At 67.7% G+C, this 14,721-nt stretch carries 15 protein-coding genes; 8 read left to right on the forward strand and 7 right to left on the reverse strand.

Annotation, left to right across the window (positions count from 1 at the left end; genetic code table 11):
- The first annotated feature begins 163 nt into the window (after positions 1–163).
- Positions 164–856, forward strand: a complete 693-nt coding sequence (locus tag GJV80_RS12510) for a FadR/GntR family transcriptional regulator (protein ID WP_154688178.1) — start codon at positions 164–166, stop codon at positions 854–856.
- Positions 857–859: 3 nt separating this feature from the next.
- On the opposite strand, the gene GJV80_RS12515 is transcribed toward GJV80_RS12510, so the two are convergent.
- Complete coding sequence (locus GJV80_RS12515) at positions 860–1,834, reverse strand: RNA polymerase subunit sigma-70 (protein WP_154688179.1); 975 nt, start codon at positions 1,832–1,834, stop codon at positions 860–862.
- A gap of 247 nt (positions 1,835–2,081) precedes the next feature.
- On the opposite strand from GJV80_RS12515, the gene GJV80_RS12520 reads away from it, so the two are divergent.
- The gene (locus GJV80_RS12520) at positions 2,082–3,227 is read left to right on the forward strand and encodes a site-2 protease family protein (protein ID WP_154688180.1); all 1,146 of its coding nucleotides are present in this window, start codon (positions 2,082–2,084) and stop codon (positions 3,225–3,227) included.
- Between the two features lie 26 nt (positions 3,228–3,253).
- On the opposite strand, the gene GJV80_RS12525 is transcribed toward GJV80_RS12520, so the two are convergent.
- Entirely contained in the window at positions 3,254–3,595 is a 342-nt protein-coding gene (locus GJV80_RS12525; RefSeq protein WP_154688181.1) for a hypothetical protein, read from the reverse strand.
- Between the two features lie 79 nt (positions 3,596–3,674).
- Positions 3,675–4,598, reverse strand: a complete 924-nt coding sequence (mca, locus tag GJV80_RS12530; protein ID WP_154688182.1) for a mycothiol conjugate amidase Mca — start codon at positions 4,596–4,598, stop codon at positions 3,675–3,677.
- A gap of 389 nt (positions 4,599–4,987) precedes the next feature.
- On the opposite strand from mca, the gene GJV80_RS12535 reads away from it, so the two are divergent.
- Positions 4,988–5,377: a DUF4307 domain-containing protein gene (locus GJV80_RS12535; RefSeq protein ID WP_195908905.1), complete on the forward strand. Its 390-nt coding sequence runs from the start codon at positions 4,988–4,990 to the stop codon at positions 5,375–5,377.
- A gap of 139 nt (positions 5,378–5,516) precedes the next feature.
- Positions 5,517–6,026 (forward strand): transcription elongation factor GreA, encoded by a 510-nt coding sequence (gene greA / locus GJV80_RS12540; RefSeq protein WP_154688184.1) that lies wholly within the window; start codon positions 5,517–5,519, stop codon positions 6,024–6,026.
- Positions 6,027–6,419: 393 nt separating this feature from the next.
- Here greA and GJV80_RS12545 read toward each other — a convergent pair whose 3' ends face one another.
- On the reverse strand, positions 6,420–6,818 hold the full coding sequence (locus tag GJV80_RS12545) for a DUF2089 domain-containing protein (RefSeq protein WP_154688185.1): 399 nt from the start codon (positions 6,816–6,818) through the stop codon (positions 6,420–6,422).
- Complete coding sequence (locus GJV80_RS12550; RefSeq protein ID WP_230207636.1) at positions 6,815–7,936, reverse strand: hypothetical protein; 1,122 nt, start codon at positions 7,934–7,936, stop codon at positions 6,815–6,817. Before GJV80_RS12550 ends, GJV80_RS12545 begins: the two co-directional genes overlap by 4 nt.
- Before the next feature lie 369 nt (positions 7,937–8,305).
- Here GJV80_RS12550 and GJV80_RS12555 point away from each other — a divergent pair, with 369 nt between their 5' ends.
- The 3 genes from GJV80_RS12555 (at position 8,306) to GJV80_RS12565 (ending at position 12,359) form a co-directional block, all read left to right on the forward strand.
- Positions 8,306–9,583, forward strand: coding sequence for an Ig-like domain-containing protein (locus GJV80_RS12555; protein ID WP_154688186.1), 1,278 nt, complete (start codon positions 8,306–8,308; stop codon positions 9,581–9,583).
- A gap of 103 nt (positions 9,584–9,686) precedes the next feature.
- Entirely contained in the window at positions 9,687–11,342 is a 1,656-nt protein-coding gene (locus GJV80_RS12560) for an HAD hydrolase family protein (RefSeq protein ID WP_154688187.1), read from the forward strand.
- 279 nt (positions 11,343–11,621) lie between these two features.
- On the forward strand, positions 11,622–12,359 hold the full coding sequence (locus GJV80_RS12565) for a GAF and ANTAR domain-containing protein (protein ID WP_154688188.1): 738 nt from the start codon (positions 11,622–11,624) through the stop codon (positions 12,357–12,359).
- Positions 12,360–12,427: 68 nt separating this feature from the next.
- Here GJV80_RS12565 and GJV80_RS12570 read toward each other — a convergent pair whose 3' ends face one another.
- Both GJV80_RS12570 and GJV80_RS12575 read right to left on the reverse strand, forming a co-directional pair.
- Positions 12,428–12,694, reverse strand: coding sequence for a hypothetical protein (locus GJV80_RS12570; protein ID WP_154688189.1), 267 nt, complete (start codon positions 12,692–12,694; stop codon positions 12,428–12,430).
- 306 nt (positions 12,695–13,000) lie between these two features.
- Complete coding sequence (locus GJV80_RS12575; RefSeq protein WP_230207637.1) at positions 13,001–14,008, reverse strand: zinc-binding alcohol dehydrogenase family protein; 1,008 nt, start codon at positions 14,006–14,008, stop codon at positions 13,001–13,003.
- Between the two features lie 230 nt (positions 14,009–14,238).
- Here GJV80_RS12575 and GJV80_RS12580 point away from each other — a divergent pair, with 230 nt between their 5' ends.
- Positions 14,239–14,694 carry a universal stress protein gene (locus GJV80_RS12580; protein WP_154688191.1) on the forward strand — a complete coding sequence of 152 codons (456 nt, stop codon included), beginning with the start codon at positions 14,239–14,241 and terminating at the stop codon, positions 14,692–14,694.
- Positions 14,695–14,721: the final 27 nt, after the last annotated feature.

A 14,721-nucleotide genomic window follows, 5' to 3' on the forward strand; every position in this document is an offset into this window, starting at 1 on the left:
TCGTCGTCCTAGCTATCCGACGGCGTGCCTGAGGGCGTTGCGGGAGCAGGCACCACCATAGATCCGAGCAATGCGCCGACGCACTCCGGGTATCACCGCCCAGACAGCGCAGGCTGGGCCGAAGTCGGGGGCGAGTAACCCGATGTCTGACTAGCCTGGTGCTATGGCAGTCACGGACGAGGCGATCGAACGCCTGAAGAGCATGATCATCTCCGGGGAGTTGCGGCCCGGCGACCGGTTGCCCCGCGAAGCGGATCTGGCCACAACGCTCGGTCTCTCCCGGAATTCGCTGCGCGAAGCCGTTCGGGCACTGTCGCTGATGCGCATCCTCGATGTCCGCCAAGGGGACGGCACGTACGTCTCCAGCCTCGCTCCGGACTCGCTGCTGGAGGCGCTGACGTTCGTCGTCGAGTTCCACCACGACGACTCGGTACTCGAACTGCTCGAGGTGCGGCGGATCCTGGAACCCGCCGCCACCGGCCGGGCGGCCGCGAGAATGACCGACCAGGAGTTCGACGATCTGGGCGAGTTGCTTTCCCGGGCCGACGACAAGTCGCCGGTCCAGGATCTGGTCGACGTGGACACCGAGTTCCATCGGCGGATCGCGGTCGGCTCCGGCAATGCAATGCTGGCGTCCATGATCGAAAGCGTTGCCGGGCCGACGCATCGAGCCAGGGTGTGGCGCGGGCTGACCCAGCACGGTGCGCTGCTTCGGACCCTGGACGAGCATCAGGCGATCCTCGCCGCCCTGCGCCGGCGCGATCCAGAACTCGCCGCGATCCGTGCCACGGTCCATGTCGCCGGTGTCGAGGAATGGTTGCGGTCGACCCTGGAAACCGGGGCCGACCGCAACTAGAGCTCAGGCGGCTGCCGGGAAGCCGAATCGGGTCAGCAGATCCGGCTCGCCGAAGACCGTGATGGCATTGATTCCGTCCTCGGTCACCTCGAGCACCGCGATTCCGTACGCCTGATGTCGGCCGGCGGCATCGCGCAGGTACGCCGCCACCCCGGGTCGGCCGTTGAACGAGTCGGGCAGCATCCGCCAGTCCCCCGGCCGGCCGACCGCCTCACGCAGGACGGTCATGCAGTCCTGCTTGCCGGAGAACCAGCCGTCGGGCGGCAGCTCGAGCCTGGCATCCTCGGTCAGCACGCGTTCCAGCATGGCCGGGTCGGACCGCTCGAACGCCGTCAGGTACTGCTCCAGCAACCAGGCCCGGCGTCCCGGCTGGAGATCGTGTGCCCGTTCGTTGCGAAGGCCCGGTTGATCGGCCATCCGTGCCCGGGCGCGCTGCAACATGCTCTTCACCGCGGGCACCGTGACTCCGAGGATGTCCGCGGTCTCACCGGCCGACATGCCCAGCACCTCCCGAAGCAGCAGAGACGCTCGCTGGCGGGCCGGTAACTGCTGCAGCGCGGCCACCAGCGCCAGCCGTACGGACTCCCGGCGGACGATCTGCTCCGCCGGATCGGGCGTCTCGTCGATGCCGATCAGCCGGTCGGCCATCGGCTGGATCCGGGACGCCGGCCCTCCCGCCATGCCTCGGTCTGGTTCGGCAGGGTCCGTCGGAGCGCCGACGCCCGAGGGAAGGACACGCCGGCTGTGGTGGGCAACGGCATCGAGGCAGACGCGAGTGGCGATCCGATAGAGCCAGGTCCTCGGCGAGGACCGGCCGGCGAAATCCGGGTAGCCGCGCCAGGCTCGCAGATAGGTCTCCTGTACGGCATCCTCGGCATCGTCCACCGAGCCGAGCATCCGGTAGCAGTGCGCCAGCAGTTCGCGCCGGAACCGGTCGGTGTCCCGGGCGAAATCCGCCTCGACGCTCACGACGGTCATGATGACAGTCCTCGGTGATCAAGGCCGGATGCTTCGAGGCGCTGGCCGATCGTGTGGATGTGGGCCGGGACGGGTGCGCTCAGGTTCTCCATACCGATATCGACCGATCCGACGGTCGAAAAGAATCGGTCGTGACCGCCGAAGGGTCCACGGTCGGGCGGGACCAGGCGGGAAGCCCCTGGCGTCGGTTGTCCTGGCAGACCATGATGGAGGTGGACAGCGAAGCGACGGACAGGGGTACGTCGGCATGACGAACGGTATTCCCATCGGCCGGTTCTTCGGATTCCCGGTGCGGATGCACTGGAGCATCCTGGTGTTGATCTGGCTGTTCGCCTGGAGTCTTGCCAGTTTCACACTCCCTGCGGCGGCGCCCGGGCACGGCGCAGCCGTCTACTGGCTGGCCGGTGTTTGCGGCGCCGTACTGCTGATCGCTTCGGTGCTGGCCCACGAGATCATGCACGCTGTCGTCGCCCGCCGGCACAACCTCGGCGTCAAGGACCTGACGCTGTGGATGTTCGGAGGCATGGCGACCTTCACCGATGAGCCCAAGACGCCGGGCGCCGACTTCCGCATCGCGGCTGCCGGACCGGCGACGAGCCTGGCGCTGGCCGGTGTGTTCGCCGCGGCGACCGCGGCGGGATCGGCAGTCGGGCTGGATCCGCTGGTCGTCCGGGTCGGGTGGTGGCTGGCCGGTGTCAACCTGCTGCTCGGCCTGTTCAACCTGCTGCCGGGCGCTCCGCTGGACGGCGGCCGGATCGTCCGGGCGATCCTGTGGTTCCGGTCCAAGGACCGGCAGCGGGCAGCTGTCGGAGCGGCCCGCGCCGGCCTGGTCCTTGGCGGCGTCCTGATCGGCCTCGGTCTGCTGGAGTTCCTCTCCGGTCGGATCATGGGCGGCATCTGGACCGTCTTCATCGGCTGGTTCCTGCTGTCGGCCGCCCGCAGCGAGCAGCAGCAGGCGACGGTGATCCGGCTTCTCGACGGCGTCCGGGTCCAGGACGTGATGACCGCGGCGCCCGACACCGCGCCCGGCTGGTTCACCGTTGAGGCGTTCGTCAGCCGCTATGTGATGGCCCGACCGCACTCGGCGTTCCCGGTGACCGACTTCGACGGGCAGGTCCGCGGGTTGATCACCCTGAACCAACTGCGGTCGGTACCGCCCGCCGACCGTGGTACGACGCGGGTGTCGGATGTCGCGATCCCGCTGGAGCGGGTGCCGAAGGCGACGCCCGGGGAGTTGCTGGTCGAAGTGTTCGGCCGCCTCACCAAGGACACCGGCGGTCGAGTGCTCGTCTTCGACGGCGATCATCTGGTCGGCATCGTCACCCGGGCCGATCTGTCCCGCATCCTCGAACTGCGGAGCGTCGCCACGCCACCCGGCGACACCCAGTCCTGATCGACGGGGACGGGCCGCCGAGCCGGTCAGCCCTGGGAGACCGAGTGCCGGTCAGTGCCGCCTGACCTGTCGGTGGACTGCCCAGTTGAGTCGGCGGTGGAGTCGCTCTGGGAGTCGCTCGTGGATTCGGCAGGGGAATCGGCAGTGGGGTCGCCGGCGCGGTGGTCGGTGGGCTGGTCGGTCGGAGCGGCGGTGGGACCGTGGGGAGCGGCGTCCTCGATCTCGTTGCGGTGCGGAGCACGGATCTTCCGGATCTGCCGGCGCATGCTGAGCATCAGCAGCACGATCGCTGCTGCCAACAGGATCGTGATGATCAGCGGGGTCCAGCCCGGTTTCACCACGCTCGGGTCGACCTCGAGGAAGAACATGCTTCGACCTTACTCTGCGGAATTCTTCGGCTTGCGGTCGGATTTTCGCGGTTACCGGGTCGGATTACAGCCGGGGTCCCTAGTTGGCCGCCGGTCCCGGTCTGGTCGGGATCCCGGCGAAGAGGTCGTCCTCGGGGACCGGTGAGTCGACCACCGTCCGGACCAGTTCGTAGTCCTCGGTCGGCCACGCATCCTGCTGCACCTCCAGTGGTACGGCGAACCAGTGACCCTTCGGGTCGATCTGGGTGGCGTGGGCGAGCAGCGCCCGGTCCCTGGTCTCGAAGTACTCGTCACAGCGCACCTGGGTGGTCACCCGGTTGTCCCGCTCCGGGTCCGACCTCCAGGTCCGCAGACGTTCCTCGTACGGCGATTCCAGGCCGCGCGCCTTCATCGCGGCGCTCAGCGCTTCGAACCGCTTCCGCCAACCCATGTGGTAGTAGAGCTTGCGCGGTTGCCACAACGGCCCGGCGTCGGGGAAGGCGCCGTCCTTCCCGGCCGCCTCGAACGCCGCAACGCTGATCTGGTGGCAGCGGACGTGGTCCGGATGCGGGTAGCCGCCGTTCTCGTCATACGTCGTCATGACATGCGGGCGGAACTCGCGGACCACCTTGACCAGAGCCTCGACGGCGACGTCGAAGTCGACAGTCCCGAACGAGCCTTCCGGCAGCGGCGGGAGCGGGTCGCCCTCGGGGAGGCCGGAGTCGACGAAGCCGAGCCAGACCTGGTGGATTCCGAGGATCTCGCGAGCGGCGTCCATCTCCTGTTTGCGGATCTCGGCCATGTTCTCCAGGACATCCGGCCGGTCCATCGCCGGATTCAGGATCGAACCGCGTTCCCCACCGGTACAGGTGGCGACCCAGACCTCGACCCCCTCGGCGACGTACTTGGCCGTCGTCGCAGCGCCTTTGCTGGATTCGTCATCGGGATGGGCGTGGACGTGCAGCAGGCGAAGCCGTTCGCCGGACTCGTCGACGCGTTGGGCGGGAAATGTCACGGGCTCCATCTTCCCATTACCGGTCCCCGATCGTCGCCTCGGCCGTCCCCGGGGCGCTCCATCCGCTCCGCCCGCTGTCGCCCGTGTCCGCTCCGGCCCTCTGCCCGCTGTCCGCCCCGCCTGTCTGCCCGCTGTCCTCCGCCCCTATGCCCGTTGTCCGCTCCACCCCTGCTCGCGGTCCGCTCCGCCCTCCGCCGTCTACCCTCTGCACTCTGTCGAACTAGTAACGCGTGCTGCGAAATCGCGCCTTCCGGGCCGGTTCGGGCAGCAATTCGCGCCACGTGTTACCGATTCGACGGGCGCACGCGGCGAGCGTTCGCGGCGACCGATGACCCGTGGCCGGTTGCCGTCGGGACTTGGCCGCGGTGTCAGTGGAATGGTCGGGGACAATGGCCTGCGTGTCCGCCGCTCCCGCCGCCTCCCGCTACCCCCGCCGCACCCGACGACCCCTACTGATCGCGGTCGTGGCCGTCGTCGCTGCGATCGGGCTCGGCTGGTTGTTGTGGGCCGCCTACGAACACGCCCGGCCGGCGGTGGGCGGTGACGTCCACATCTTCGCGATCGAATCCGATCAGAAGGTCACCTTCACCCTGACCGTGCAGCGCCGGGATCCGTCGGTTCCGGCCAACTGCAGGGTGATCGCCCAAGCGCGCAACTTCGAAACCGTGGGCGAGAAGACGATCAAGATACCGGGCGCCGAGGCCTCGGTTGTCGATCTGCCCGGGCAGTTGCGGACCATCCGGCGGGCCACCTCGGTCTCGGTGAGTCAGTGCTGGACCACCGGCTGATCGGAAGGCGTCGACCGTTACGTGGGTCGCCGAGTGGGTCGGTCCCAAGCTGTGCTCGGTTGGCTGATCGGCGGCGTACGGTAGCCGTACGCGGCGCAGAATTTCGTCGGCGGCGCGTTGACGTTGCTAGGCTTGTCGGATGTCTGAGAACACCTCTACCGAGACGATCTGGTTGACGCAGGACGCCTACAACAAGCTGGCGGCCGAGCTTGATCATCTCAGTAACGCCGGTCGCGCAGAGGTGGCCGCGAAGATTGCCGCCGCCCGCGAGGAGGGCGATCTGCGCGAGAACGGCGGCTATCACGCGGCGCGTGAGGAGCAGGGCCAGCAGGAGGCCCGGATCCGGCAGCTCAACGACATGCTGCGCCGCGCGAAGGTCGGCGAGGCGCCGAAGGACTCCGACGAGGTCGCCCCGGGCATGCAGGTCACCATTGCCTTCTTCGGTGACGAATCCGACACGGAGACCTTCCTCCTCGGTTCCCGTGAGGTGCTCGGACTCGACGACTCCCAGGACGCCGTGTACAGCCCCCAGTCGCCGCTCGGTTCGGCGATCCTCGGAAAGCGTCCCGGCGACGAGGTGACCTACGAGGCGCCGAACGGCAAGCCGATCAGCGTCACCATCATCAAGGTCGAGCCGTACACGTCCTGATTCCGCGCCCCATCGGCCTCATCCCTGAGGCCGTCTCGGGGATTGAAATCCGCAACCTCATGCCCGTGGTCACCTCGCAACCTCCCCGGTGGCCACCCCGCAACCTCCCCAGTGGCCACCCCGCAACCTCAAAGTTTGACCCACGGGCTGCCCCGCCTCGGCGTGTCGTCGCCGCTGGATCAAACTTTGACCCTGGGGACACGCCGCCCGGGCGGCCCGCCGAAACACCGAACCTCAAACGTTGACCGTACGGCTCCGCGCCTCGGCGTGTCGTCGCCGCTGGGTCAAACTTTGACCTTGCGGACTCCGGACACGCCGCCCGAGGCCGCCACGCGGGCCTAACCCCGGTGCAATCGGCCGACGGGATCGCGAATCGGGTACGGCTTCCGCGCGTCATGCCAGCAGCTTGGTGGCCTCCGCGGGAGTCAGCGCACCCGAGGCGACCTCGGCGAGGATCTCGTCGCGGGAGGGTCGGGTCGGCGGTTCCGGAACCGGTTCGGGTTCGATCAGCCCCATCCGCTGCAAAAGCTCGGTGAACCGTGCTCGGGCCGTCGGATAGGACACGCCGAGGTGCTTCTCCAGCTCCCGCAGGTTCCCACGGGCGGCCAGGAATACCCGCAACATGTCCAACTCCGCGGCCGACAGGGCGCAGAACTCACACGGGGCGAAGATCCCGGCCAGTTCCGTACCGCACGAGCCGCAACCGAGCCGGGTGACGACCAGATGGTCGCCGCAGACCGGGCAGTCGCTCGGCGCCCGGTGGTCCGGATGCGATCCGGCCGGTGCCGTCATGCCGCTCCCGAGGTGGCGGCAACGGTCCCGGCCTTGACGGCGGCATGGCCCATCACGACCTCGACATCGAGCTTGGCGCTGCCGTTGCCCATCACGACCTCGTCGCCGGTGAAGCCGGCATGCGCACCACCCCAGCTCACCTTTCCCAGCTGGGAATCGGTCGAGATGGTCACGTTCGACGCGTCGGACAGCTGGAGGTTGAGTGAGCCGGACTCCACGCGGATCCGCGAGCGGCCGGTGGTGATAGCCGCCTTGACCGTTGCCTGACCTGCTTGCACCAGGGCATCGGCGATCTCGCTGACGTCGAGCAGACGTGCCCCTCCGGCGGTCACCCTGATGCTCCCCAGCCGCGGTACGCCTTCGGTGTTCAGGCTGCCCGCGGTGACCTCGACGTCGACCAGCAACGCCGGATTGACTCTGAGCAGCAGCTCTTTGCCGAGTCCGAGCGAACGGAAGTCGTCCAGGCTGCGGGTTGCCCGGAGCAGTTGGAAACCGTCGATCGAAGCGCCGAACTCGCCGTCGCTGGAGATCTCGAGCACCGAACCGTTGCGGCGCAGTACGTGCGGGCCGTCGGCAGAAACCGTGGCGACCGAGGGCTCGCCGACGATCCTCACCCGGCGGCCGACAGCACGCACCGACAACCGTTCGACTCCGCCGGTAGCCGGGGTCCGCGACCGACCGGCCCAGCCCTTCGGCGCCTTCTTCGACGCCGAACCCGCCGCGGACGCACCGGTGGTGCTGTCCTGCCCGCGGAACGTGTCACGCGGGGCACCCGGCGTCTGCGGCCGGTCGGTCGTCGCCGCCCAGGCGTCGGGGTGGGGAATCTCCTGCTCGTCGGCCGGTACGCCGTCTCCCGCCCCGGCTTCGCCGCGGGTGGTCCCGGATCCGGCAGCCTCGACAGGCTCGGACTCGGCAGCCCCGGACTCGGCAGCCCCGGAATCGGCAGCCCCGGAATCAGCAGGGGTGGCGTCATCGACCGGTTCGCTCGGCTCGGCCTCGGTCGGGGAGTCGATCTTCGCACCGGGCAGTGCGTCGATCCGACGGGCTGCCTCGGCGGCGTCGATCCGCCCGGCAGCGAGATCCTCGAGGATCGCGTTCATGTCATTCGAAGCAGTCATGCTTAAAAGCTAAAACCGACCTCCGAAAGTAGAAAGGCCGCTTTCGCTTTTCCAGGGTCGGGTCAGGGTACCGCCCTGTACGGCCGCAGGATCGGCCGCGTTTTGGCCACAGATTCACCAGCGGCGAGAATGGAAACAGCAGGGATGGGCACAGTAGGGATGATGGTCGGGCAGGTCCGGGCCCGGGGCAGCTGGCACACGTCGGAACTCAGGTCACAGCTCGGCAACCCACGGCGTACCGGGTCGAAAACGAGTGTCCACTGGTGGCACATTTGCCAGTGCTTGTGTGAGCATTGATGATCGCCCAGGGTTCGTGGTCTACCGGTGCCGACCGTAGCCCCAAGCAGTTCGAACAGTGAGTGAGGAAGCATGAGGCGGTTCGCTGGACGCCCCGGCACGCGGAAGGCTGCCGTCGCGGTGGCACTGCTGACCAGCATCACGCTGGTCGGCTGCGGCCAGATCGCCCGCGGGGAAAGCCCGTTGCCCGGCACCAACGGTGGTGGGTCGAAGACCGGTGCCGGAACCGGGAGCAACCAGCCGAGCCCCGCAACGCCGTCCCCCACCCCGGATCCGGTGACCATGCGGACCAACGTTCGCGACGGCGCCGACGGGGTCAAGGTCAACAAGGTGATCAAGGTCTCTGCCGACAACGGCAAACTCGCCAAGGTCACCGTCACCGGCAGGTACGTCGACCACGGCGAGACCAAGTCGATCAGCATCGACGGCGAGTTGAACCACGACAAGACAGGTTGGACCGCGTCCGAACTGCTGGAGCCCAACGGCGACTACACGGTCAAGATGGTCGGTGTCAGTGATCACGGGGTGAAGCGCAGCAGCACCAGCACCTTCACCTCGGACGACCTCAGCCTCGACCGGCAGATCTACCCCAGCTTCAACGGCACGCTCGGCGGCACCGTCGGTGTCGGTACACCGGTGGTGCTCACCTTCGACCGTCCGGTCAAGGACAAGGCGACCTTCGAGAAGCATCTGCACGTGACCAGCACCTCCCACCAGAAGGGCAGCTGGCACTGGTACAGCGACCAGGAAGTCCACTGGCGTCCGGCCAAATTCTGGAAGCCCGGCACCAGGGTCACCGCCACCGCCGATCTGAACAGCATCCCGGCCGGCAACGGTGAGTACGGCCAGCAGGACGCCTCGACAAGTTTCACGGTGAGCGACTCGGTGATCACCAAGGTGAATCTCGCCAGCGATGTCGGCAAGATCTACCGCAACGGCAAGTTGGTCCGGACGATCCTGGTGAGTGCGGGCAAGCCGGGCTGGGAAACCCGCAGCGGCACCTCGCTGATCACCCAGAAGGCCATGCACTACCGGATGACCTCGCAGATGATCGGGCTGCCCAAGAAGGGCCCGAAGTCCTACGACCTGACGGTGAAGTACGCGCTCCGGATCACCAACTCCGGTGAGTTCCTGCATTCCGCGCCGTGGAACAGCGCCTACTTCGGCAAGCAGAACGCCAGCCACGGCTGCATCGGGATGAGCGAGTCCGATGCCGGGTGGCTGTACGAGAACGCCCCGTCCGGCAGCCCGGTGGTCGTCACCGGCACCGATCGCGGACTCGAGCCGCTCAACGGGCTGACCGACTGGAACGCCGACTTCAAGACCTACGCCGAGGGCTCCGCGCTCTGACCGAGGTCCCGGGGCGATTGGGCCGAACCCATGGCCAAAGTCCCGACCGGTCGCTGGCCTTCGGGCGTACCGGATCTCCGGACGGCTTGCCAGGATCGAGGGTGTGTGGTTCTTTCGAGCAGTTGCCTTCGACCTTGACGGCACCCTGGCCGTCAACGGTCGGGTCGATCCTGACGTCCTGACGGCGATCGACCACGCCCGCCGACAACGCCGGGTGCTGCTGGTGACGGGCAGGGTCAGGGCCGATCTGGATCGAGAGTTCCCCGGCCTCAGCCACCACTTCAGCGCATTGGTGACCGAGAACGGTGCGGTGCTGACCCTGGCCGGCGAGGGTCCCGCGGAGACCCGCCTGCTGCGCGAGCCGATCGACGAAGCCGTCGACAAGGCGTTGGCCGAACGAGGCATCGTGAGCAGCCGTGGCGAGGTCCTGGTCGCCATCGACGGCAGGGATGCCATCGAGGCCGCGGACGTGATCGCCGCGCTCGGCCTGGACTCGCAGGTGGTGCGCAACCGCGACCGAGCGATGATCGTTCCCGCTGGCGTCACCAAGGGCACCGGACTGAGCGCCGGACTGGTCGCACTCGGACTGAGCAACCACAACGCCATCGCCGTCGGTGACGCCGAGAACGATCTCAGCCTGCTGCAGGCAGCCGAGGTCGGCGCAGCCGTCGGCAACGCGGTGCCGTCGTTGGTCGAACGAGCCGACCTGGTGCTGGACAAGCCCGACGGCGCCGGCGTGATCCGGCTGCTCGACGGCCCGTTGCTCGCCGGACGCCAACGGCTCTGCCCCGTCCGGCGCTGGGTCGGCATCGGCTCGTACGATGACGGCTCACCTGCCACGGTTCCCGGCTCGCAGTCCAGCCTGCTGGTGACCGGCGCGTCCGGGAGCGGCAAGAGCTACCTTGCCGGGCTGCTGGCCGAGGAGTGGATCGCCGCAGGCTATTCGTTGCTGGTGATCGACCCCGAAGGCGATCATGTTGGCCTCTGCCGGTTGCCAGGTGTGCACCTGGTCGACGGCGACGCCGGTCTGCCGAGCCCGCACGATCTGTTGGCCCTGTTCCGGTTGCGGCAGGCAAGTGTGGTGCTCGATCTGTCCAGCCTTGAGCCGGATGCCCAGCTCGACTATCTCGACCGGCTGCCGGCTGCCATTGCCGCCGAGCGGGCGCGCAGCGGGGTGCCGCACTGGGTGCTGTACGACGAGGCCCACCAGCAGGCATGGCTGGAGCAGAGTCACAAGATCTCGGTGGGCATCGGCAGTTGCCTGGTCACCTGGCGGCCCGAACTGTTGTCGGCCGACGTCACGGACAATGTGGACGTTGCGATCCGGATCGCCGATGGTACCGGTTCGAACACCGGCCGGACGGAGGCAACCCTGACGACGGCAGGGAGGACGCGACGATTCCGGATCGGACGGCGCATCAGCGAACACGTCCGCCACCAGCGCAAGTACGCGGTGACGCCGCTTCCCCCGGACCGCCGGTTCTATTTCCGTGATCAGAACCAGGGGGCCTCGAGCGGGGCGGCGGCAACCCTGGAGGAGTTCCGGCACCGCGTCGGTCACATCGATAGCAACACGCTGGAATACCACCTGGCACGCGGGGACTTCTCGCGCTGGGTGGCCGGGGTGCTGACCGACCGCACGCTGGCCGGCGAACTGGCCCGGGTTGAGGACGCCTGGGTGACCCAGCGGGCAGCAGTGACCGAGGAAGCCCGGGACCACGTCGTCCAGGCTGTCGAAGACAGGTATCTCCGTTCCTGATCCGGCGCACTTCGTCCCTGCAATCCATGGAAGGTCCGGCTGACGGTCCGATCGCGCCCGCTGCCGACCAACGGTCGGACTTGATCGGGTGATCGGGCGTCGATCGGGTCACTCCGGTTGGCCTGGAGCGCGCATCTGGTGAAGGAGCGCCGGATGTGGGTATGCCCCTGGTGGTGACCGATCTGGCAGCTGGTGTCCGCGGTCGTTGCAGTACCGATCAGGATGGGCCGTCCGTCTGGGTGATTCGGGGAGTCCGTCAGGGAGCAGGACAAAGGAACGATGACCACCACCGAATCCCGAGAAACTCGGCTTGGACAGCTCTTCGTCCGGCTCGCCGACAACCTGGCAGAGGACTTCGACATCGTCGACCTGTTGCACGACCTGGTGATCAGCTGTGTTGACCTGTTCGATGTGTCGGCGGCCGGGCTGATGCTCGTCGACGGGGGTGATCAGCTTCGGGTGCTGGCGGCTTCGTCCGAGACGACGCGTCTCCTGGAACTTTTCGAATTGGAGAACCAGCAGGGGCCTTGCCTGGAATGTTTCCGGTCGGGAGTCCCGGTCGTGTCCACGTCGACCGCCGATCAACAGAGCCGGTGGCCGGTGATCGCTCCGCAGCTGAAGTCCCGCGGGTCCTCCCGGGTGTACGCCTTCCCGCTCCGGCTGCGGGAACAGATCATCGGCGTGCTGGACCTCTTCGGCTCTCCGGGGTCCGCCCTCGGCGCTGCCGAACCGCCGATCGTCCAGTCGCTGGCCGACGTCGCCACGATCTCGCTCCTGCAGCACCAGGCGTCCGAGGCGTGCGCGCGGCTGGCGACCCAGCTGCAGACGGCACTCACCAGTCGCATTCCGGTCGAGCAGGCCAAGGGTGTGATCGCCCAGTTCGCCTCCGTCGACATGGATCGGGCCTTCACCGCCTTGCGCGGCTACGCCCGGCGGAACCAGCAGTCGCTGACCGCAGTGGCGACCGACATCGCGGCCGGACGTCTCGGGCCGGGCACGGTCACGTCGAGCGGGTGACTGCACCGCAGTCGGGGTTCGATGTCTTGGCGCGGTGATCAGTCGGTGCGACGGTTCGGCGCGGCAGTTCAGTTGGACGGCGGCACCCGATCGTTGGGCTGCATGGTCGGCCACGGTGCCAGATCGACGCCGTTCCCGGCCGGTTTGAGTCCGTTGAAGATCACCTGGCGCAGCTTGCTGTTCAGGCCGTCCAGATCGCTGATCGACGCATAGAGCATCTCCAGCACCGGTCCCCTTACCAGGCTGGCGATCCGGGACAGGTCGAAGCTGATCTTGATCAACTCGCTGCTGACCAACTGGTGTACCTCACGGGCAAGCAGCTCTCGCTCCGACACGGGATCAAGACGCCCCCGGATCGGCGCCGCGACCCTCGGCCCGGTCTGGTCGGTGCTTTTGGCCCGGAACGTCCTCGAAGGCACGGACACGCCGCAGCCGCTGACTTCGCCACAGGGTACGGACCCGCCGGTTGGCGAATTGACCTGACCGGAACGTTCTGACGCAGTCATCTGGAAATCCCCCCAAACAGAAATTCGGCAAACGCCGAGGTCTGGGGCATTGCTGCAAGAGCACAACAAAAATAGACCGTACCTCCGGGCCAGCACAAGGAGTTGCCACGGGTTGCAGCGCCGGGCGCGGATCCCCTACCAGCCGATGCGAAGCACGGCGGCGCCGTCGAACCGCCCCGCCTTGAGGTCACGCAGTGCTGCCGGTGCCTGGTCGAAGGGATAGACGTGGGTCGTCGGCCGCAGCTGGTGTCTCGACGCCGCGGCGAGGAAGGCTCTGCCGTCGGCGCGGGTGTTCGACGTGACACTGCGCAACTGTTTCTCGTAGAACAACTCGGTCTGGTACTCCAGCCGCGGAATGTCGGTGAGATGGATCCCCGCGACAGCGCAGGTTCCACCACGGTCAAGCGCTCTCATCGCCACCGGAACCAGGTCTCCGACCGGGGCGAAGATGATCGCGCTGTCCAGCGACTCGGGTGGCGAGGCGTAGGCGTCAGCCGCGGAACTGGCTCCCAGTCTGAGCGCAAGCTGCTGTGCTGGCCCGCCCCGGGTCAGGACATGCACCCGAGCTCCCTCTGCTATCGCCACCTGGGCGCACAGGTGGGCACTGCCTCCGAACCCGTACAGACCGAGCCTCCCGCCTTCGGGCACCGCCGCCCGCTGCAGCGCCCGATAGCCGATGATCCCGGCGCACAACAGCGGAGCCAGATCGGCGGGATCGCTCGGCGGCAGCTCATAGCAGAATCCGGCCGGCGCGCAGACGTATTCGGCATAGCCACCATCGGCGTCCCAGCCCGTGTACTCCGACCGGGGACACAGGTTCTCCTTGCCGCCGAGGCAGTAGCGGCACTGGCCGCAGGTACGCCGCAACCAGGCTGCCCCGACCAGGCTGCCTTCGGCCGGACCGGTGACCGCCGAACCGGCGGCGACCACCTCACCGACGATCTCATGTCCCGGCACAACTTGGGCCTTGTGCACCGGCAGGTCACCCTCCGTGACATGCAGATCGGTCCGGCAGACGCCACACGCGATGACCCTGATGAGCACCTCGTCCGCTGCCGGTTGTGGGATCGGCAACTCGACCCAGCGGAGCGGGTTCCCCTCGACGAGACCCGGCCGTTCGACGATCCATGCCCGCATGGTCATGATCATCCTCCGCGATCGATCTGCTGCACTGCGGACTTTCGTCCTGCTGCTAGGGGCACCTCTGCATCCTTCCGCCCGGCGCGTCGAGCCGGTCACAGCAACACCAGAGGCGAAGGGCCCGAGGCGACGGACGCAGTCTCGTCGGCCGAACAGGACGTTTGCCGCTGCCTGCGCTGTCGGGTACCGACCATGATCAGGAATGTCCGACCATCTGTCTACGGAGTTTGATCATGGCCACATCGTCGTCTCCCACCACCCCGCGGATCGTTGTCGGAGTGGACGGATCGCCGTCCTCTCTGGCGGCCTTGCGTTGGTCGAAGTATCTGGCGCCGCTGGTGGGCGCCGAGATCGAGGCGATCACGACCTGGAAGGTTCCGCCCGCGCTGCTGGCGGGCAGCTTGTTCGACCCCGACGTCTTGGAGCAGATCGCCAGGTCCACCCTGGAGTCCGCGGTCCGCGATGTGTTCGACGGATCGGTGCAGACCAAGGTCGTCCAGACCACTCGGGAGGCTTCGCCGGTCGACTGCCTGGTGGAGGCAAGCTCGTCGGCGACCTTGGTGCTGGTCGGGAACCGAGGCCGGGGCGGTTTCGCCGGGATGGTCATCGGATCGGTCAGCTCCGCAGTCGCCGCGCACGCCCACTGCCCGGTTCTTGTTGTCCACGGCGACACCGTGCCGGTCGGCTGACCGGTCCGGCTGATCGGTTCACCCGAC

The organism is Microlunatus sp. Gsoil 973 (assembly GCF_009707365.1).
GTDB lineage: Bacteria > Actinomycetota > Actinomycetes > Propionibacteriales > Propionibacteriaceae > Microlunatus.